Annotated in this window: 18 protein-coding genes and 1 tRNA gene; 8 read left to right on the top strand and 11 right to left on the bottom strand. The window is 60.5% G+C overall.

Features of this window, described 5'->3' with window-relative positions; all coding sequences use genetic code 11:
- The first annotated feature begins 130 nt into the window (after positions 1-130).
- The 3 genes from BN1118_RS13575 (at position 131) to BN1118_RS13585 (ending at position 2,806) form a co-directional block, all read left to right on the top strand.
- Entirely contained in the window at positions 131-919 is a 789-nt protein-coding gene (locus BN1118_RS13575) for a transporter substrate-binding domain-containing protein (RefSeq protein ID WP_042870751.1), read from the top strand.
- Positions 920-1,013: 94 nt separating this feature from the next.
- Complete coding sequence (locus BN1118_RS13580) at positions 1,014-1,973, top strand: amino acid ABC transporter permease (protein WP_043556637.1); 960 nt, start codon at positions 1,014-1,016, stop codon at positions 1,971-1,973.
- Between the two features lie 89 nt (positions 1,974-2,062).
- Positions 2,063-2,806: an amino acid ABC transporter ATP-binding protein gene (locus BN1118_RS13585; RefSeq protein WP_043556638.1), complete on the top strand. Its 744-nt coding sequence runs from the start codon at positions 2,063-2,065 to the stop codon at positions 2,804-2,806.
- An 88-nt stretch (positions 2,807-2,894) separates the two neighbouring features.
- Here BN1118_RS13585 and BN1118_RS13590 read toward each other — a convergent pair whose 3' ends face one another.
- A complete protein-coding gene (locus BN1118_RS13590; RefSeq protein WP_043556639.1) occupies positions 2,895-3,257 on the bottom strand; it encodes a YfiM family lipoprotein in 363 nt (120 codons plus the stop codon).
- A 273-nt stretch (positions 3,258-3,530) separates the two neighbouring features.
- Between BN1118_RS13590 and BN1118_RS13595 the strand changes: the two genes are divergently transcribed.
- A complete protein-coding gene (locus tag BN1118_RS13595; protein ID WP_043556826.1) occupies positions 3,531-4,370 on the top strand; it encodes a sterol desaturase family protein in 840 nt (279 codons plus the stop codon).
- Between the two features lie 76 nt (positions 4,371-4,446).
- Here the strand turns inward: BN1118_RS13595 and BN1118_RS13600 are convergent, their stop codons facing one another.
- The 10 genes from BN1118_RS13600 to BN1118_RS22495 form a co-directional block, all read right to left on the bottom strand.
- Positions 4,447-5,847 (bottom strand): basic amino acid/polyamine antiporter, encoded by a 1,401-nt coding sequence (locus BN1118_RS13600; RefSeq protein ID WP_043556640.1) that lies wholly within the window; start codon positions 5,845-5,847, stop codon positions 4,447-4,449.
- A gap of 9 nt (positions 5,848-5,856) precedes the next feature.
- The gene (locus BN1118_RS13605; RefSeq protein WP_043556827.1) at positions 5,857-6,759 is read right to left on the bottom strand and encodes a homocysteine S-methyltransferase family protein; all 903 of its coding nucleotides are present in this window, start codon (positions 6,757-6,759) and stop codon (positions 5,857-5,859) included.
- A 313-nt stretch (positions 6,760-7,072) separates the two neighbouring features.
- A complete protein-coding gene (locus tag BN1118_RS13610; RefSeq protein WP_043556641.1) occupies positions 7,073-7,612 on the bottom strand; it encodes a hypothetical protein in 540 nt (179 codons plus the stop codon).
- 18 nt (positions 7,613-7,630) lie between these two features.
- Positions 7,631-8,950 carry a polyamine export protein PaeA gene (paeA, locus tag BN1118_RS13615; protein ID WP_043137467.1) on the bottom strand — a complete coding sequence of 440 codons (1,320 nt, stop codon included), beginning with the start codon at positions 8,948-8,950 and terminating at the stop codon, positions 7,631-7,633.
- A gap of 192 nt (positions 8,951-9,142) precedes the next feature.
- Positions 9,143-9,853 carry a phosphate signaling complex protein PhoU gene (phoU, locus tag BN1118_RS13620; RefSeq protein ID WP_042036494.1) on the bottom strand — a complete coding sequence of 237 codons (711 nt, stop codon included), beginning with the start codon at positions 9,851-9,853 and terminating at the stop codon, positions 9,143-9,145.
- A gap of 183 nt (positions 9,854-10,036) precedes the next feature.
- Complete coding sequence (pstB, locus tag BN1118_RS13625) at positions 10,037-10,855, bottom strand: phosphate ABC transporter ATP-binding protein PstB (RefSeq protein WP_043137469.1); 819 nt, start codon at positions 10,853-10,855, stop codon at positions 10,037-10,039.
- A 190-nt stretch (positions 10,856-11,045) separates the two neighbouring features.
- Positions 11,046-12,695, bottom strand: coding sequence for a phosphate ABC transporter permease PstA (pstA, locus tag BN1118_RS13630; protein WP_043556643.1), 1,650 nt, complete (start codon positions 12,693-12,695; stop codon positions 11,046-11,048).
- A 50-nt stretch (positions 12,696-12,745) separates the two neighbouring features.
- Positions 12,746-14,983 (bottom strand): ABC transporter permease subunit, encoded by a 2,238-nt coding sequence (locus BN1118_RS13635; RefSeq protein WP_043556646.1) that lies wholly within the window; start codon positions 14,981-14,983, stop codon positions 12,746-12,748.
- Positions 14,984-15,187: 204 nt separating this feature from the next.
- A complete protein-coding gene (gene tadA, locus BN1118_RS13640) occupies positions 15,188-15,727 on the bottom strand; it encodes a tRNA adenosine(34) deaminase TadA (protein WP_084214110.1) in 540 nt (179 codons plus the stop codon).
- Positions 15,728-15,896: 169 nt separating this feature from the next.
- Positions 15,897-16,064, bottom strand: coding sequence for a hypothetical protein (locus BN1118_RS22495; RefSeq protein WP_167336109.1), 168 nt, complete (start codon positions 16,062-16,064; stop codon positions 15,897-15,899).
- A gap of 414 nt (positions 16,065-16,478) precedes the next feature.
- On the opposite strand from BN1118_RS22495, the gene BN1118_RS13645 reads away from it, so the two are divergent.
- From BN1118_RS13645 to aceA, 4 genes are all read left to right on the top strand, one after another.
- Positions 16,479-16,555, top strand: a tRNA-Pro gene (locus tag BN1118_RS13645).
- A gap of 258 nt (positions 16,556-16,813) precedes the next feature.
- Positions 16,814-16,948, top strand: coding sequence for a hypothetical protein (locus BN1118_RS22390; protein WP_280136099.1), 135 nt, complete (start codon positions 16,814-16,816; stop codon positions 16,946-16,948).
- A gap of 715 nt (positions 16,949-17,663) precedes the next feature.
- The gene (aceB, locus tag BN1118_RS13650; protein ID WP_043556649.1) at positions 17,664-19,271 is read left to right on the top strand and encodes a malate synthase A; all 1,608 of its coding nucleotides are present in this window, start codon (positions 17,664-17,666) and stop codon (positions 19,269-19,271) included.
- A 75-nt stretch (positions 19,272-19,346) separates the two neighbouring features.
- Positions 19,347-20,660 (top strand): isocitrate lyase, encoded by a 1,314-nt coding sequence (gene aceA / locus BN1118_RS13655; protein WP_043137483.1) that lies wholly within the window; start codon positions 19,347-19,349, stop codon positions 20,658-20,660.
- Positions 20,661-20,731: the final 71 nt, after the last annotated feature.

The following is a 20,731-nucleotide window of genomic DNA, read 5'->3' on the forward strand; positions in this document are numbered from 1 at the left end:
TATGGGGCTTTTGCCTCAACCAAGACAATAATCCTGTCTTGCCTGTTGCCGGATGCAGCAGTCTCTTGTGCCACGGAGTCGCACGGGAGCAGGTTCAAGGCTGAACACAACATCGACAGAGACGTCACTTATGATCAAAAAACTCATTCTATCTACCTTGCTGTTTTGCGGGCTGGCCAGTGCCGCCCCTAGTTCCACTCTGGACGCCGTGCTGGAGCGCGGTGTGCTGCGGGTCGGCTTTGACGCCGGCTATCAACCCTTCGAAATGACCAACAAGCAGGGCCAGTACATAGGTTTCGATGTGGATCTCGCCAAGATGGTCGCCAAGGAGATGGGCGTGAAGGTCGAGTTCGTCAACACCGCCTGGGATGGCATCATTCCGGCGCTGCTGACCGACAAGTTCGACGTCATCATGGGCGGCATGACAGTCACTCCCCAGCGCAACCTGCGCGTCAACTTCGCCGATCCCTACATAGTCGTGGGCCAGACCATAGTGCTGCGCAAGGAGAAGGTTGGCGAGATCAAGTCCTTCAGCGATCTCAACGACCCCAAGTACAAGATCGCGGTCAAGCTCGGCACCACGGGCGAGCAGGCAGTCAAGCGTCTGATCCCCAAAGCCACCCTGCTGCAGTTTGAAACCCAGGATGACGCCAAGCTGGAAGTGATCAATGGCAAGGTCGATGCCTTCGTCTATGACCTGCCCTACAACGCCATCTTCGCCTCCCAGAACACAGGCGCCGTGGTGCATCTGGACAAGCCGTTCACCTTCGAACCTCTGGCCTGGGCCATCCGCAAGGGCGACCAGGACACCCTCAACTGGTTCAACAACTACCTGCGCCAGATCAAGGGTGATGGCAGCTACGACCGCCTCTACAAGAAGTGGTTCGAATCCAACGCCTGGCTGAATCAGCTCAAGTAACCTCGCAAGGGGCGGCCTGCCGCCCCTTCACGCAGATCCCCACACAATAAATAACTACAACGAGGTTGCGACAGTGCACAACCCAACAAGACAGATGGAAAAACAACCCAATAAGCTGCTCTGGCACGGCGTCTTCCTGCTGATGCTGCTGGCTGCCGTCTTCGGCATCTATAAAGCGGTTCAGTCCGTGGATTACACCTGGCGCTGGGAGCGGATCCCCCAATACATCGTCTATCAGGCGGAGCAGAACAACCTGGCCGAATTTGACGGCACAGTGATCGCCGGCACCACCAGCGCCGAGCAGGGCAAGCTGTTCCTGCAAAACGATCTCGACCCCAATCAGCGCCAGACCATCGCCAGCACAGGGGTGAAGGTTGCCGAAGGGGACACCATCTTCCGGGGCGATACCCTGGATACCGAACTCACCTGGACCGCTGGCCCCATCGCCTGGGGCGTCTGGGTCACGGTCAAGCTCTCTCTGGTGGCGGGCGTGTTCGCCATCCTGCTCGGCACCCTGGCAGGCCTGGCCCGCCTCTCCCCGAACCCGGCCCTGCGCAATCTGGCGGTCACCTATGTGGAGCTCATTCGCGGCACGCCGCTGCTGGTGCAGATCTTCATCGTCTACTTCTTCATCGGCACAGTGCTGAACCTGGACAGGTTCACCGCCGGGGTCGCGGCGCTGGCCGTCTTTACCGGCGCCTATGTAGCCGAAATCGTGCGCGCCGGCATCAGCTCCATTCACAAGGGGCAGATGGAAGCCGGTCGCAGCCTGGGGCTCACCTCGGCCCAGACCATGCGTTACGTCATACTGCCCCAAGCCTTCAAGCGGGTACTGCCGCCGCTGGCGGGCCAGTTCATCAACCTCATCAAGGACTCCTCCCTGGTGTCTGTCATCTCCATCACGGATCTCACCAAGGCGGGGCGCGAGGTGGTCAGCTCCACCTTCAGTCCGTTCGAGGTGTGGTTCACCGTGGCCTTGCTCTATCTGGTGTTGACCGGCACCCTCTCTTTCCTGGTACGTCGTCTGGAGGTGAAATATGCGCGCAGCAACTGATCCCATTATCAAGGCTCAACAGGAGCCGAGAAGTGCTGCCATGACCGGCACATCCAGCGCCTTCCCTGGTCGTCTTCTGGAGGCGAAATATGCGTACAGCAACTGATCCCATTATCAAGGCGACAGGTGTCGAAAAATTCTATGGCACCGAGGTACACGCCCTGAAAAACGTCAGCACCCAGGTGGCCGAAGGGGAAGTGGTGGTGATAGTGGGCCCGAGCGGCTCGGGCAAATCCACCTTCCTGCGCACCCTCAACCAGCTGGAGACCATCAACGACGGCAACATAGTGGTCGATGGCATCTCTCTGACCGAACCGGGTGACGTCAACAAACTGCGGGAAGAGGTGGGCATGGTGTTCCAGTCCTTCAACCTCTTCCCCCACCTGAACGTGCTGGACAACATCTGCCTGGCACCGCAGAAGGTGCGCGGGCTGTCGCGCAACGATGCGCGGGACAGAGCCAAGGCCCTGCTGCTGAAAGTGGGATTGTCGAACAAGGCCGAGAGCTATCCCTCCCAGCTCTCCGGTGGCCAGCAACAGCGGGTGGCCATCGCCCGGGCACTCGCCATGCAGCCGCGCATCATGCTGTTTGACGAGCCCACCAGTGCGCTGGACCCCGAGATGGTGGGCGAGGTGCTGGACGTGATGAAGGGGTTGGCCCGCGAGGGCATGACCATGGTGGTGGTGACCCACGAGATGGGTTTCGCCCGCGAAGTGGCGGATCGGGTGCTCTTCATGGAAAACGGTGAGCTGCTGGTGGATGAGAAGCCGACCGACTTCTTTGACAATCCCCCCTCCCCGCGCCTGCGCCAGTTCTTAAGTCAGGTGCTCTGACGCTGACAGTCGTAGAAAGCAGAAGAGGGAGCCCATGGCTCCCTCTGTTATTGATGCCCATCAGTGGAGCGGCCAGCGCGGCTGGCTCTTAGAAGCGATAACGGGTCATCAGTCCTGCGTAGTGCTGCTCGGGCAGCACTACGGGGGCCAGGATCCAGCGCTCGGTGGCAAAGGCGCCAATCACCGCCCCCAGCGCATTGGCACCCGCGTCAAGGGCAGAGAACTCACCGTTTCTCGACGCCAGCTCTCCCACCACCCCGATCCCGGTGGAAACCCCGAACCCGATCCAGCCTCTCTGTTCCCGATAGCCGTAATGATCGGCGATCGCCGTAAAGCCCGCCCCCATGGCCGCGCCACCGATGAAATGGCTCAGCTCGCTGTTGAAGCTGTCATTGGCCTGCGCACTCGCACTCAGCAGGCCGAACATGACATATAAATGGATCGTTCTCATCCCCCCCTCCATTGCCGGCACCTTGCCACCCATCGAGCCCCCAACCGGGACGTTCATTGTTCCAGTGTAAGCGAGGACCCGCCAGACGACAGGGCACCGGCTTCGGGATGGTGCATCCAAAGGCATGTCATCAACGGTCACTATTTGTCAGTAAAAACAAGCCGTTGAATCTGTGCCTCGGCAGGCCCTGCACGGCTTGGGACATGAAATGTTAATGAAATTTTAAATCCATTCGGTATGCTGGAACCCAACTGGTCAAACCGGATGCCCGACATGGATGTGCAACTGCTGCTGCTTTATCTCTCCCCGATCTTCCTGGTCTTTATCGGCTGGGAGATGCTCTACCTGCGCAAGCACGGGGCGGCCTTTCCCACCGCCACCTACCAGTGGCGAGACTTGTTCGCCAACGCCACCCTGGCCCTGATGCATCAGGGGGGCGATGCACTGACGGCCATCGCCATCGCCTACCTGTATGACGCCCTCTGGGGCTGGCGCCTGTTCGACATAGAGCTCAATCTCTGGAGCATCTTGCTGCTCTTTTTGCTGCAGGATCTCTGTTACTGGCTGTTCCACTTTGCCAGCCACCATGTGCGCTGGCTGTGGGCCTCCCACGTGGTGCATCACAGCTCGGAGCGACTCAACCTCTCCACCGCCTTTCGCCAGAGTCTGATGTACCCAATCTCCGGCATGTGGCTGTTCTGGATCCCCATGATCCTCATCGGCTTCCCGCCCCAGGCCGTGGTGGCGACCGTACTGCTCAGCCTAGGTTTTCAGTTCTTCGTTCACACCCAGGTGGTGGGCAAGCTGGGCCGACTTGAATGGGTCTTCAATACCCCCTCCCACCACAGGGTGCACCACGCCAGCAACGCCAAATACATAGACCGCAACTTCGCCGGGGTGCTCATTATCTGGGACAGGCTGTTCGGCACCTTCGTGGAGGAGGACCCCGCCGAGCCCTGTCGCTTCGGCATCACCAAGCCCATCCGCAGCTTTAATCCGCTCACCCTCACCTTCCACGAGTGGCGCGACATGCTGCGCGAGGCCCGTGGCCTCCCCTGGCAGCAGAAACTCGGCGTGCTGTTTGGCAAGCCGGCCGGCCCCGGCAACGTCTGAATCAGAATCTTGCCACAGAGTAAAAAAAGAGAGCGCCACCGGGGCGCTCTCTTTCATTGCCAGTCACAGACCCGGATCAGACATGGGCAAATGACCAGAGTGCGGGAATCAGGCTCACCAGGGTTATCCCGGCCAGCAGTCGCTCGCGGCCACTGAGTCGTTCGGCGTCAGCCAGCTGACGGCGACTGTAGAGAAACAGCAGCAGGCCCGGCCCGTACAGCAACAAGGAGAGCAGCAGGTATTCCACCCCGGCGGCATAGAGCAGCCAGAGGCCGTAACCGCTCGACACCAGCGCCACGGTCCGCATCAGGCCATTGCCCTCGCCACTCAAGGACAGTTTGAGCAGGAAGAGGCCGATCAGCAGGTAGGGCACCAGGATCATGGAGGTGGAGATGAGCAGCAGGCTGGTATACCCCTTGCCAAGCAACCACACCAGCAGCAGGCAGCCCTGTACCGTCAGGCTGGTGAGCCACAGCGACGCTATGGGAGTGCCGTTGCGATTCTGGCGCCGGAAGATGGCCGGAAAGGCGCCATGGCGCGCCGCGCTGAAGGGCACCTCGGCCGAGAACAGGGTCCAGCTCACGTAGGAGGCGAGCACGGAGACGATGAGGCCGACGCTTATCAGCAGCTTGCCCCAGGAGCCTGTCATCTGGGCCATCAGTCCCGCCATGGAGGGGTTGGGCAGGGCCGCGAGCTCAGGGCGGCTCAATATCCCCAGCGCCAGCACAGAGATGAGCACATAGAGCAGCAGTGCCAGCACCACCCCCAGCACTGTGGCCGTGCCCACATCCCGCTTGTTTCTGGCACGGGCCGACAGCACGGCCGCCCCTTCGATGCCGGTGAAGACCCAGAGGGTGATGAGCATGGTGTTGCGCACCTGCTCGGAGACCGGCACAGCAAGCGTGCTGCCCCCCTGATCCGCCGCGAAGGTCACAGGGTCGAACCAGTAGCAGGCAAACAGGATGAACAGCAGCAGCGGCAGGCTCTTGGCCAGGGTCGCCACCAGATTGAACAGGGCGGCCTGCTGCACGCCACGGGCCACCAGCAGATGCACGGCCCAGAGGATGCAGGACTCGCCGACAAAAGCCGCCAGGGTGTTGCCCTCGCCAAACCAGACCCGCTCCGGGGTGTCGACAAAGCTGCCCAGCGCCGCGAAGGCGATCACCAGATAGCCCACCACGCCTATGGTGGCACAGAGCCAATAGCCCCAGGCGGAGAAGAAGCCCACCAGATCGCCGAAACCGGCGCGGGCATAGCTGTAGATGCCGCCATCGAGATCGGGCTTCAGCCGCGACAGGTAGAGGAAGCTCGCGGCGAGCGCCAAAATGCCTACCCCGGTCACGCCCCAGCCGATCAGCACGGCGCGGGCGCCGGCCACCTCGGCCATGTTCTGGGGCAGACTGAAGATGCCCGCCCCCACCATGGAGCTGAATACCAGGGCGGTGAGGGACCAGAGGCCTATTTTGCTCTCTTTCATATGCTCTCCTTAGCGCAGCCGGCTGGCCAGTGCCTGAATATGCTCTGGGCCTATGCCGCAGCAACCGCCGATGAGAGAGGCCCCGACGGTGCGCCAGCGCTCGGCCCAGCCGAGGTAATCCAGCGGCCCCAGATCGGCGCGGATCTCGTCCAGCCCGTCGTTGGCGGTCGCCTCTTTTGGCTGGGGCGGGAAGGCATTGGCGTAAGCGCCGAGGCGAATATCCCCTCGACCCAGCGCCTGCAATCTGGCGCCAGCCACCGTCAGCGCAGCCTCAATCACCTCGGGCTGACAGCAGTTGAACAGGATGGCATCCACCCCGACCGCAACCAGCGCCGTGACGGCATCGACTACCCGCTCGCCGGAGCGCAGGGTCGGCTCGCTGCCCGGCGCCTCGTCCTCCAGGGTGAAGGAGACCCAGAACGGCTTGCCATCCTCGGGCAACAGCGCCTTGAGGGCCAGCGGCTCGGCAATCAGGCTCATGGTCTCGGCCAGCCAGATGTCCACATGAGGCGTCAGCGCCCGGATAAGCGGCGTCGCCAGCTCGCTCACTCTGTCCGCCTCGAACAAGTCGGCGCGGTAAGAGCCAAACAGCGGCGGCAAGGATCCCGCCACCTGCACGGCACCGCCCTGTTCATCGGCCACCTCGTGGGCCAGCTGGCCAGCCAGCGCCGCCAGCGCTTCCCCTTCGGCGGCAAAACGCTCGGCGCCGATATGAAACGGCACCAGCGCATAGCTGTTGGTGGTGATGACGCGGGCACCGCTCGCCACATAGGCCTGATGCACCTCGCGCACCGTCTGCGGCGCCTCCATCAGCGCCAGCGCCGACCACTCGGGCTGGCGAAATGGCGCGCCCCGCCGTGCCAGCTCACGCCCCATGCCACCGTCCAGTACCCACAATGCCTGTGTTTCCATCTGTCCTGTCTCTTTGTTGTTGTGTTTGTCTGCATGTTTCATCTGTGGCTGTTCTCCTGGCTGGCGTGGCTGTGCATCGCCTTGCCCATTCAGGGTGAACCGCCAAATCAGCCATAAAAACATATGGATGTTTAGACGGCCAAAACAAGATAGAACAAAGCCGAGCTGACGGCAATCGGTATCACAGGACATCAGCAGACAACAGAGACGGGAAAACAGCGAAGGCGGCAGAAGGCAGAAGGCAGAAGGCAGAAGGCAGAAAAGCGTGAGGCCACCCAAGGGTGGCCTCATTGCAACGGGATGAACAGGTGGCTTAACGCCCTGCCAGCACCCGTTTTATCTGTTTGGTCCAGTCGGAAACCCGACCCTGCTGGGGCAGACCACGCCAGATCTGCTCCCACTGAGCTGGGCTCAGTGGACGACCCAGTCGACGCTGCACCCCGGCATAGAGATAATCGTGGGCCGTGGTGGCAGCATGGGCGGAGGTGAGGAACTTGGAGACAGGATCGGTCAGCCGCACATCCCGCATGCCGAGCAGCGGATAGTCGTTGTGCACCGCCGCCAGCATGGTCTCGCGCATGGCCGACTCTATGTAGCCGCGGGCAAACAGGGCGGTCACCGACTCGAGGGACCCCTGATCCGGGCCGTGATACTCTTCATCGAACACAGGGCTCGGCTCTGCCACGCCACTTTGCACCACGGCATCGGGATCCGGCTGCGGCACCACCACCGCCTTGGGAGCGGCAGGCTTGGCAACGGCTGTGGCCTTGCGGGGTGTGCTCTGGCTGCAAGCGCCCAGCGCGAGGGCGAGCGCCACACAGGCCAGCGCACGGGAATGAGACTGCATCTTCATGACTCCTTGATAGCTCCTTTACGATTCCTGAGCAGGCTTCTCGGCCACCACGGGTTCGACCCGGGTGACCAGCAGCTGGTCGATCTTGTAGCTGTCGATGTCGACCACTTCGAACTTGTAACCCGCGTATTTCACCGAGTCGGTACGCTTGGGGATCTTGCGCAGCATGAACATGATGAAACCGGCTATGGTCTCGTAGTTCTGGCTATCCGGAAACTCTTCGATGTCGAAGGCCCGCATCACGTCCGAGATGGGGGTCACTCCATCCACCAGCCAGGAGTTTTCGTCCCGCTGCACTATTTGCTCTTCCACCACGTGGGTGGCCCACTCGCCCATGACGGTACTCATCAGGTCGTTCATGGTGACTATCCCCACCACCAGCGCGTATTCGTTCATCACCACGGCGAAGTCGCCCCTGTGGTTCTTGAAGTACTCCATCGCCTCGTAGAGGTTGAGGGTGTCGGGAATGATGATGACGTTCTGCACCAGGGAGCCACTGTTGAGGTCTATGCTCTGGCCGCTGATGACGCGGATCAGCAGCTCTTTCGCATCGACGAAGCCCTTGATGCTGTCGAGGTTGTGATCGCACACCAGAAACTTGTTGTGCGGGTGTTCGGCAATCTTGGCCTTGATGCTCTCCTCGCCCTCTTGCAGGGTGAAGTAGATGAGGCTCTCGCGGGCCGTCATGGCGGAGGTGACACCGAGGGACTGCAACTCGAACACGTTCTCGATGAGCTGATGCTCTTCACGCTGGATGACGCCAGCCTCGGCGCCCGCATCCATCACCGCATAGATGTCGTCAGAGGTGATCTCGTCGTTGCGTATCATGGAGACCCGCAGCAGACGGAACAACGCATTCGCCATGCCATTGAAGAACCACACCAGTGGCATCAGCAGGGTCACGCACAGCAGCATGGGGCGAACCACCACCACGGCGATCCGCTCCGGCATGGTCATGGCCAGGCGCTTGGGCATCAGGTCGGCGATCAGGATGAACATGCCGGTGACGAATACGAAGGAAGCGGCAGAACTTATCTGGCTGAGCCAGGGGCCTTGATAGAAGCCGGAGATGAACCCCTTGATCGCAGGATTCAGGGCAGACTCACCCAGGATACCGCCCAGAATGGCGACGGTATTGAGGCCGATTTGCACCACGGTAAAGAAATTACCCGGCTGGGCCTGCAGCGCCAGCACCTTGGCGGCATGGCGATTTCCCTCATCGGCCATCACCTGCAACTTGATCTTGCGGGAGGCGGCAAGGGATATCTCGGAAAGAGAGAAGAACACGCTGCCGGCAACCAGCAACATCAGAAAAAATAAACTATCGGCAAAACTCATGATTAACCTATTGCTACACCCGTCTTAGCACAAGACGGCAAACTGGGCCTAGGAGACCAGACCGTGAGTCCATCCGGGACTCACACAGGGGGCATATTCTAGCAGAAAAGCGCCTGTTGGGTGGCGATATCTTACTCTGGCACCCAGTGCAACAAAAAAGGCGCCCAAAGCGCCTTTTTATTCATTTTGCGGTCAGTGCTTGCCGAGCAGCTCATTGAGCTCGTCCGCCTTGGTGTGGCGCACGTCCTTGCCCTTGACGTAATAGACGATGTACTCGCAGATGTGCTGGCAACGATCGCCGACCCGCTCTATGGCCCGCGCCGCCCACAGCACGTTCAGCACCTGGGGTATGGTGCGCGGATCTTCCATCATGTAGGTCATCAGCTCGCGAATGATGGACTCGTACTCCCTGTCCACCTTGTCATCTTCCTTGTAGACGGCGATGGCCGCCTCCAGATCCATGCGGGCAAAGGCGTCGAGCACGTCGTGCAGCATCTTGATGGTGCGCCGGCCCATGTTCTCGAGCGATACCAGCGGCGGTTGCGGCTTGTTGGCGTTGTCGGTCAGCATGCGGGCAATCTTGTCCGCCACGTCGCCGATGCGCTCCAGATCCGTGATGGTCTTGATGATGGCCATCACCAGCCGCAGGTCGGACGCGGTGGGCTGACGCTTGGCGATGATGCGGGTGCACTCCTCGTCGATCGCCACTTCCATGGCGTTGACCTTGTGATCGTTGGCCACTATTTTGCGCGCCGCATCCAGATCCTGATCGTGGATGGCCGCGATGGCGTCGGTCAGTTGCTGCTCCACCAGGCCGCCCATCACCAGCACCTGATTGCGCACGCTCTCAAGTTCGGCATTGAACTGACCGGAGATGTGTTTATTGAGGTTCATATTGTCCATACAAATAATCCTTATGCTCCGAGTATGCCCTAGCCGTTGAACTGACCGGTAATCTGTTTCTTGATGCTCATCTTGCTCATACCAATAACCCTTATTGCACCAAGCATGCCTTAGCCGTTGAACTGACCGGTAATCTGTTTCTTGCTGTTCATATCTATCACCCCTGCTCTGCCACTCACACTATTAGCCGTAACGACCGGTGATGTAGTCCTCGGTCTTCTTCTTGGCCGGGGTGGTGAAGATGGTGTTGGTGTTCGAGTACTCGATGAGCTCGCCCATGTACATGAAGGCAGTCTGATCCGAGACCCGCGCCGCCTGTTGCATGTTGTGGGTGACGATCACCACTGTGAACTGGCTCTTGAGCTCGTTGATCAGCTCCTCGATGGTGAGGGTCGAAATCGGGTCGAGCGCCGAGGTCGGTTCATCCAGCAGCAGCACTTCCGGCTCGATGGCGATGGCCCGGGCGATCACCAGACGCTGCTGCTGGCCACCGGAGAGGCCGAAGGCGTTGTCGTGCAGCCTGTCCTTCACCTCGTCCCACAGGGCTGCGCCGCGCAGTGAGCGCTCGGCCGCCTCATCCAGAGTGCGTCTGTCGTTGATCCCCTGCAGGCGCAGGCCGTAGACCACGTTCTCGTAGATGGACTTGGGGAAGGGGTTGGGGCGCTGGAACACCATGCCCACCTGGCGACGCAGGGCGGAGACATCCACCCCCTTGTCGTAGATGTTGTGGCCGTGCAGCTGGATCTCCCCCTCGATGCGGCAGATCTCCACCAGATCGTTCATCCGGTTGATGCAGCGCAGCAGGGTCGATTTGCCGCACCCGGACGGGCCGATAAAAGCCGTCACCTGCCCTTTCGGGATCTTCATGTTGACGTTGAACAGCGCCTGCTTGTTGCCGTAGTACAGGTTGAGATCCTTGACCTCCAGCGCGGTCTGCTCCGGGCTCAGGTTGAGCAGGTCCAGCGCAGTGTGCTGGGTGGAAGCTGTCGTTACGTTGATCATCTGTTACCTCAAATCAGTCGATGGCGGCGGGCATCTTGATGTGCCAGCGGCCGGAACACTTGACTGGCAAGGGGGGCGGCCGCCCGTCCCTTGCCTCACATCAGTCTGGGGTGGCTGGATTAATGTTCCAGCGACCGGAATTTTTCACGCAAGTGGTTACGAATGCCTGTGATGTCCGTCAGGTTCATCATCAATGCTCCAAAGAACGGAACTTCTCGCGTAAATGGTTACGAATGCCGATGGCCGTCAGGTTGAGGCCGACGATCACCGTCACCAGCAGGAAGGAGGTGGCATACACCAGTGGCCGCGCCGCCTCGACGTTGGGGCTCTGGAAGCCCACATCGTAAATGTGGAAGCCCAGGTGCATGAACTTGCGCTCCACGTGCAGGTACGGGAAGTTGCCATCCATCGGCAGGGTAGGCGCCAGCTTCACCACCCCCACCAGCATCAGCGGCGCCACTTCACCGGCGGCGCGGGCGATGGCCAGGATGAGGCCGGTCATGATGGCCGGGCTCGCCATGGGCAGCACGATGCGCCACAGGGTCTCTGCCTGGGTGGCGCCAAGCGCCAGCGAACCCTGGCGAATGGTGCTCGGGATCCGGGCCAGTCCCTCTTCGGTGGAGACGATCACCACAGGCAGGGTCAGGATGGCCAGGGTCAGCGCCGACCAGATGACGCCGGGGGAGCCGAAGGTCGGGCTCGGCAGCGCTTCCGGATAGAACAGCTGGTCTAACGAACCACCGAGCGTGTAGACGAAGAAGCCCAGACCGAACACGCCGTAGACGATGGAGGGCACACCCGCCAGGTTGATCACGGCGATGCGGATGATCTTGGTCAGGCTGTTCTTGCCCGCGTACTCGTGCAGGTAGACAGCCGCCACCACGCCGAGCGGCGTGACTATGATGGCCATCAGGAACACCATGAAGACGGTGCCGAAGATGGCCGGGAATACACCGCCCTCGGTGTTGGCCTCGCGGGGATCGTCGGAGACGAACTTGCCGATCTGGTGGAACCAGTAACCCACCTTGGCCAGCAGGCTCATGTCGTTGGGCCACACCACGTCCAGCACCTTGGACATGGGCATGACCACTAGCTCGCCACGCATGTCCTTGACCGTGATGCTGTCTCTGTCCGCCTGGGCACGCAGGGAGAAGAGCTGCTTCTCCAGCACCTGATAGTTGTCGTTGAGAGCCTGACGCTGCTCGGCCAGCTGGGTTTTAAGCTGATCGGTCAGCTTGTCGTCCAGCTCGGCCTTGCGCTCTTTCAGGCGCAGCCGTTCCAGCTGATAGTTGATGCTGCCTATGTCCCCTTTTTGCAGATCGTCAGCCTGTTCGGAGAGATCGTTGGCACGGGCCAGCACCCGTTGCAGCGCGGGATGCAGATCCTGGCTCAGCTCGCGGCCGTCCTCCTTGACCCCGACTATGTAGCCGTAGAAGTTGCCGTTGGTGGCACGCTCCACCATGGCCAACTCGGTCGGCAGGCTCTGGGACTGGATGTCTGTCTCCAGCACCCAGCGAAAATCGAGGTCGACGAACTCGCGGTTGCCGGTCTTGACCAGGTAGCGGGTCAGCAGCTCACGCTCCTCCCCCTCCAGCGGCAAGCCTGCGGCGCGCAGCCGCTCCACCGGCACCAATTCACGGTCGTTGATCTCGCCGATCAGCACGCTCTTGTTGCCGTTTGCATCTTCGAGCTGCCACTCATAGATGGGGTGAGGCCAGAAGTAGACCAGACCGCGCCAGCCGATCAGCAGCAGCAGACCCAGTACCGCGACCAGACTCAGGCTGACGGCACCACCGGTCATCCAGATCCAGGGGGCCCCTGATTTAAACCACTTACCCATTATCGATTCCTTGTTCATATACAGAACGCCGCTTTTGATGGAACGGCTCATTACAGAGAGCTGTATTTTTCACGCAACCGCTGACGAATGAACTCGGCCAGGGTGTTGAACATAAAGGTGAACACAAACAGGACGAAGGCCGCGAGGAACAACACCCGATAGTGAGAGCTGCCCACTTCCGATTCCGGCATCTCCACCGCAATATTGGCGGCCAGGGTGCGCAATCCCTGGAACATGGAGAAGTCCATGATGGGGGTGTTGCCGGTGGCCATCAGCACTATCATGGTCTCGCCAACGGCGCGGCCAAGGCCCATCATCACCGCCGAGAAGATGCCCGGGCTGGCGGTGAGGATCACCACCCGGCTCAGGGTCTGCCAGGGGGTCGCCCCCAGCGCCAGCGAACCCTGGGTGAGATGCTTGGGCACGGAGAAGACCGCATCCTCGGCGATGGAGAAGATGGTGGGGATGACGGCAAAGCCCATGGCGATACCGACCACCAGGGAGTTGCGCTGGTCAAACTTGATACCCATCTCGTGGGTCAGCCAGATGCGCGAGTCGCCATGCATGAAGGCGTTCTCGATGAGCGGGCTCACCGCGAAGGCGCCCCAGCCGATCAGCAGCAGCACAGGAATCAGCAGGATGGCGTGCCAGCCCTCAGGCAACCACGACCGGCCACGCTCCGGCAGGTAGTTCCACACCAACGCGGTCAGCAGCATCCCCATCGGCAGCAGGATCAGCAGCAGGATCACCCCGGGCAGCGCCCCCTCTATGATGGGAGCGAGCCAGAGACCCGCCAGGAAGCCCAGGATAACGGTCGGCAGCGCCGCCATGATCTCGACCGTCGGCTTGACGTATTTGCGCAGCCCGGCCGACATGAAGTAGGCGGTGTAGATGGCGCCGGCAACGCCGAGCGGCACCGCAAACATCATGGCGTAGAAGGAGGCTTTCAGGGTGCCGAACACCAGCGGCACCAGGCTCAGCTTGGCTTCGAAGTCATTGCTGGCGGAAGTGGATTGCCACACATATTGGGGCTCAGGATAGCCTTCGTACCACACCTCCTGCCACAGGGCAGACCAGGTCACCTCGGGGTGCTCATTCTCCACCGCGAACAGCTTGAAGCCATCCCCCTGCTGCATCAGCAGCACGTTGTGGCGTGGCGAGATGGCCAGGGCCGACAGGGCGCCGCCCTCTACCTTCTCGCTCAGCAGCTTGGTCTCGCCGGTGGCGTGGAAGAAACTGACGGTGCCATCCTTGCCTGCGCTGATGAAGCCCTTGCGAAAGTGCTCCGGGGTCAGCAAGTCGACCGGGCCATCGCCCTTGAAGTCACGAATGGGGGTGAACTGGCGCTTGCCGTCCTTGGCCACTTCGAACCACTGGGAGATGACGCCGTTGTCATTGCCCACCAGCAGGGAGGAAGCACCGGAGAGCAGCTCGACCCGGGTCACGTTGGCGTTGGGGGCATTGATCTCCATGACGTTGCGCAGGGAGATGTCATTGAGGTTGTGAATGTCGTAGACGGAGAGACGGTTGCCCTCACGCACGAACAGGATGCGCAAGTTGGGGGTCAGCAACAGCTGATCCACATGACGCGGCAGGGAAGGAATGCTGTAGTTCTGGGCGCTCCACTCCACCTCGCCGGAGAGGAAGTTCTCCTCGCCGCTCATGACCGTCATCACGCCGCGGCCATCCTCGGTCACGGCGGCGGTGGCCATCTTCTCCTTGGTCGCCTCGAACACCATCAGCTGCAACGCTTTCCCTTGCGGATCTATCACCACGGGCGCTTCGCCGAAGGGATACTGCAGGCTGGGTTCTATGACCCGCACGTCGTTGGGATAGGAGACCTTGAAGTAGGGTTGCATCACCAGCGCCTTGCCATCGGCAAAACCGTAGGCGATGAGCTTCTGACCCGGTGCCGGCGGTGCGACCGTGGTGATGTCACCCGCGACCTGGGCCTGACCCAGCGCCTGACCCACCTTGACCTTGCCATCCCCCTGGACGGCGAAGAAGTTGACCAGCCCCTTGTCGCTGAAGCGGTAGCCAATCTCGTTCTGCTCCTCCATCCCGAGCCAGGCGGTCTTGCCCGCAACGGGCAGCGTGAACGACGCGGTCGGCTCCATCGTGGCGCCATTGAAGATGGGTTTCACCACATAGAGCAGGTAGAAGAAAATGAGCAACAGGGCCACCAGCACCAGGGCACCACCCGTGGTGACCCCGTACTTGGCCAACTTATCCTTGATACGGCGCTTTCTACTGCCCGCCATACCCAAGTTTATCGATTCCGATGACATGCAAGACCTCAATGTGAGCTAGGCTTGGCGGCATTATATGGCGGTTGCATGACAGTTTTGTTACATCGAGGCCCTCTGTGAAGAGGTTATTTTGGGGGCATTCAGGCAGGGCATTGTCGGCAAGCAGCGGTGCCAACCTGCTGTTTTATATGAGGATATATGAAGGCATCAAACGAGGGGGCGAGGCGGCTCACCCCCTTGCTGTCAGACGGCGGGGCCGCCGCTTTGTTGCAGCGCCTGTCTGGCCGCCTTTTTCTCGGCGCGGCGACGCTTGAAGAAGGCCGACAGCTGGGCCGAGCAGGCTTCCGCCAGCACACCGCCGGTCAACTCGACCCTGTGGTTGTGGCGCGGGTCCTGCAATATCTCGAACACGGACCCGGCCGCCCCTGTCTTGAGATCCCGCGCCCCGTACACCACCCGCTTGACCCGGCTGTGGATCAGGGCGCCTGCGCACATGCAGCAGGGCTCCAGCGTCACGTAGAGGGTGGTGTCGAGCAGCCGATAGTTCTCCAGCCGGACACCGGCGGCGCGGATCGCCATGATTTCCGCATGGGCGCAGGCGTCATGGGCGCTGATGGAGCGATTCCACCCCTCACCGACCACCTCGTCCCCCAGCACCAGCACGGCACCGACCGGGATCTCGCCTATCCCCTCGGCCCTGGCGGCCAGTGCCATGGCATGGCGCATCCAGCGCTCGTCCTGCTGCGCTTGCTCAAAGGAGTCAGCATTCTCTGATGGCGTCACGCCCTTACCTCTTTGTCGTTATATGGCCTGTGCGCCATGAACATTGGCGCCGTGCCGACCGGGATCTCACCCGTTTCCCCCTCGGCCCTGGCAGCCAGTGCCATGGCGTGGTGCATCCAGCGCTCGTCTTGCTGCGTTTGCTCAAAGGAGTCAGCATTCTCTGATGGCGTCACGCCCTTACCTCTTTATATTGCCTTTGTGCCTTGAACATTGGCGCCGTGCCGACCGGGATCTCGCCTATCCCCTCGGCCCTGGCGGCCAGCGCCATGGCGTGGCGCATCCAGCGCTCGTCTTGCTGCGCTTGCTCAAAGGAGTCAGCATTCTCTGATGGCGTCACGCCCTTACCTCTTTGTCGTTATATTGCCTGTGCGCCATGCCCCAAGCACGGTGCGATTTCTGGTGGTTCCACGCCCTTGTCCTCTCTCGACAGCTTGTTCATGACGGTTTGTCCTGCTTCCCGGCCTGATTGATCGCTCATCCGTCTCTTCTTTACCTAGATACGGTTATCCAGGACCAGCCCCTGCCCGGCGGCTGATGACGACATACGCGATCACCCGGCAAGGCTGCTCGCCTGGCAGTGGATGCACGCACCGCAACACGGGGCGGCGATTATGCCAAATCTCACCTGCAGGCCCAAGCTACATCTTGGTTGCGCAATAAAGAAGCAGTCGGCATCTCCCTGATAAAAAAGGAGTTGCACCAACCGATCCATATCATTAGACTCCTTTCCGTCAGCTCAGACTGACCTCGTCGGTGTGTAGCGCAGCCAGGTAGCGCATCTGCATGGGGTGTAGAGGGTCGGAGGTTCGAATCCTCTCACACCGACCATTTTCCCCGAAAATAGCCCAGTCTCGCGACTGGGCTATTTTTTTGCCTCGTTGCCCGCTTCCCATCTTTATTGTCCTGCCAAACGCCTTGCCCACAGAGCCATCACTATCGACGGCATGTTTTTTATACAGAACCGCTTGAAACCTTTCAAGAGTCCCGCTAGGATACGCCACTTTTCCGCCGGCAATGGATACAGGGAGGTGGAAATCCGGGTGATGGAGTCACCAACCGGCTTGCAATCCAACGAGGCAAGCACCCATGACGCAAGCAGTTGACGCACAACCCGACCAGGCCCCCCTGCCACTACCGAACGTCGAGCTCGGTGATAACGAATACGGCACCATAGTGCGTCTTGACGTGGTCGATCTGGCGGCGCCGGACGACGATTACTGATCCCGCCCCTCAAGGGATCCCCCGCACGCAACAGGAGAGTGTGGCCGCTGAGCCGTGAATTTCGCCACCCTTTCATCCTCCCAAGTGGCCAGGAAGGCCCGCTGATACAAATAACAATAAAATGCTGTAAAACTGAACATAACCAGTTGCATTCACTACTCATCACCCTCCCCTCCCTCTGCGGGCTGTCAGGCCAAGGTGATACAAACCTACGTTATTGCTCGTCACTTTCCCCTCGCTGGTGGGGTAAATCCCATTCGGCCCCCATTCGCCATCCAAGTTTTAAACAAACGTTCACTAGCCAATGTTGGCAGGAGCTGGATATTCACTGGGATCGCCGATCTCATTTCATACAGCTGTTTTTTTAAAGCTTGGAGTTAGGTCGGGATTTGTTTTTGCATTTGTAATTTTATTACGTAATAAGTTACATCCCAAGCCGTATTCCCTCCACTGGATCACACCACCATCAGGGGTCGGAAAACAAGCGCATAACCATCTGCATAGAGCTTTTGCGCTAATCACATAAGTCCATTAAAAACATCATCTTAACCACCAGTCAAAAACAGGCGTTTTAAAAAAGTGGTTGACGAACAGGGCAATATTTCGCACCTTATGAATCGTGTTATCCCGTTGTTACGGGAAGTTTGAAAGAACAGGGATCGACTTTAGTCGTAGTTAGTAAGTTCAAAATGTAATTCTCAAAGGAGTGAACCTTATGTCGGCACCGGCTCAGACCCACTGCAGCGCCCGCCTTCGCATCCAGGGCGAGATGCTGCCCGAATACGCGCAAATTCTGACGCCGGACGCGGTGGCTCTGGTCTCCGAACTGGTGGAACGCTTCGCGCCCCAAAGAGGGGAATTGCTGAAACAACGTGTGGCACGCCAGGCCCGCATCGATGGCGGCGAGCTGCCGGACTTCCTGCCGGAAACCGCCCACATCCGTGCCGGTGACTGGACCATTCGCGGCATCCCCGCCGATCTGCAAGACAGACGGGTGGAAATAACGGGCCCGGTCGAGCGCAAGATGGTGATCAACGCCCTCAATGCCAACGTCAAGGTATTCATGGCGGACTTCGAGGATTCGCTGGCCCCCGCCTGGAACAAGGTGATCGAGGGGCAGATCAACCTGCGCGATGCGGTCAACGGCACCGTCTCCTACACCAGTCCGGAAGGAAAAGCCTATACCCTGAACCCGGATCCGGCCGTGCTCATCTGCCGGGTGCGTGGCCTGCATCTGCCTGAAAAACATGTGACCTTCGATGGCGCCCCCATCCCAGGCGGCCTGTTCGACTTCGCCCTCTACTTCCTGCACAACCATCAGGCGCTGCTGGCCAAGGGCTCGGGCCCCTACTTCTATGTGCCCAAGCTGCAGAGCCATCTGGAAGGGCGTTGGTGGAGCGAAGTGTTCGCCTGGACCGAAGACAAGTTCGGCCTGCCCCGCGGCACCATCAAGGCCACTGTGCTCATCGAAACCCTGCCTGCGGTGTTCGAGATGGATGAGCTGCTCTATCAGATGCAGGATCACATAGTCGCGCTCAACTGCGGCCGCTGGGACTACATCTTCAGCTACATCAAGACGCTCAAGAATCACCCTGATCGGGTCCTGCCGGACCGTCAGGTAGTCACCATGGACAAACCCTTCCTCTCCGCCTATTCGCGGCTGCTGATCAAGACCTGCCACAAGCGCGGCGCGCTGGCCATGGGTGGCATGGCCGCCTTCATTCCGGCCAAGGATGCGGCCGTCAACGAGCAGGTGTTTGCCAAGGTCAAGGCAGACAAGGAACGCGAAGCCCACAACGGCCACGACGGCACCTGGGTCGCCCACCCCGGCCTCGCCGACACCGCCATGGCGGTCTTCAACGCCACCATTCCCGTTGGCGCCAAGAACCAGATCGGCGTACTGCACGAGCAGGATGCCCCCATCACGGCCGCCAACCTGCTGGCCCCCTGCGAGGGTGAGCGCACCGAGGCGGGCATGCGCACCAACATCCGGGTCGCCCTGCAATACCTGGAAGCCTGGATCAACGGCAACGGCTGCGTGCCCATCTATGGCCTGATGGAAGATGCGGCCACCGCAGAGATCTCCCGCACCTCCATCTGGCAGTGGATCCGCCACGGCAAGAGCCTGTCGAACGGCCAGGTGGTGACCAAGGCGCTGTTCCGCCAGATGCTGGCCGAGGAGCAGCAGGTGGTCAAACACGAACTGGGCGACGCCCGCTGGCAAGCGGGGCGCTTTGCCGAGGCGAGCGAGCTGATGGAGCAGATCACCTGCGCCGACACCCTGATCGATTTTCTGACGCTGCCCGGTTACGAGCGGCTCTGAACTCCGGGCCTCCCCAGCGGAGCCCGCCAATAACAAGTCAATGGAAACGTGAAATCAATGAAAGAGGGAACTGATATGGCACTGACCCGTGAGCAACAGATCCAGGCTATCGAGAAAGACTGGGCAGAAAACCCCCGCTGGAAAGGGATCAAGCGCGGCTACAGCGCCGAAGACGTGGTGAACCTGCGCGGCAGCTTGCAGCCGGCGCACACCCTGGCTCAGCGCGGTGCCGACAAACTGTGGGAACTGATCCACGGCAGCGCCAAGAAAGGCTACGTCAACTGTCTCGGCGCCCTGACCGGCGGCCAGGCGGTGCAGCAGGCCAAGGCGGGCATAGAGGCCATCTACCTCTCCGGCTGGCAAGTGGCGGCGGACAACAACTTGTCCTCCACCATGTACCCGGATCAGTCCCTCTACCCGGCCAACTCTGTCCCGTCCGTGGTGGAGCGCATCAACAACTCGTTTGCCCGTGCCGACCAGATCCAGTGGGCCAACAAGGTGGGTCCGCAGGATGCCGGTTTCATCGACTACTTCCTGCCGATCGTGGCGGATGCCGAAGCCGGTTTCGGCGGCGTGCTGAACGCCTTCGAACTGATGAAGGGGATGATTGAAGCGGGTGCCGCCGGCGTGCACTTCGAAGATCAGCTGGCCTCGGTGAAGAAATGCGGCCACATGGGCGGCAAGGTGCTGGTCCCCACCCAGGAAGCGGTACAAAAGCTGGTCGCCGCCCGTCTGGCAGCCGACGTCTGCGGCACCACTACCCTGGTGATTGCCCGTACCGACGCCAACGCGGCCGACCTGCTGACCACGGATGCAGACCCTTACGATGCCGGTTTCCTGACCGGTGAGCGCACCGCAGAAGGCTTCTACAAGGTGCAGGCCGGTATCGAGCAGGCCATCTCCCGTGGCCTGGCCTATGCCCCTTACGCCGACATGGTGTGGTGCGAAACCGCCAAGCCGGATCTGGACGAGGCGCGCAAGTTTGCCGAAGCCATCAAGGCGCAGTACCCGGACACCATACTGGCCTACAACTGCTCCCCCAGCTTCAACTGGAAGAAGAACCTGGACGATGCCACCATCGCCCGCTTCCAGCAGGAGCTGTCCGACATGGGTTACAAGTACCAGTTCATCACCCTCGCTGGCATCCACAACATGTGGTTCCACATGTACGAACTGGCCTACCAGTACGCCCGTGGCGAGGGGATGAAGCACTACGTCGAGATGGTGCAGGAGCCGGAATTTGCCGCCGCCAGCCGTGGTTACACCTTCGTGGCACACCAGCAGGAAGTGGGCACGGGTTACTTCGACAAGGTGACCACCGTCATCCAGGGTGGCCAATCGTCAGTGACAGCGCTGACAGGTTCCACCGAAGAAGATCAGTTCCACTGATAACTGCATGCGAGCCACCGAGCTCGAACAAAAACCCCGGCCAGGTGCCGGGGTTTCTTTTTGCTCGCCGC

Origin of the sequence: Aeromonas bestiarum (genome assembly GCF_000819745.1) — a bacterium.
In the GTDB taxonomy this organism is placed as follows: domain Bacteria; phylum Pseudomonadota; class Gammaproteobacteria; order Enterobacterales; family Aeromonadaceae; genus Aeromonas; species Aeromonas bestiarum.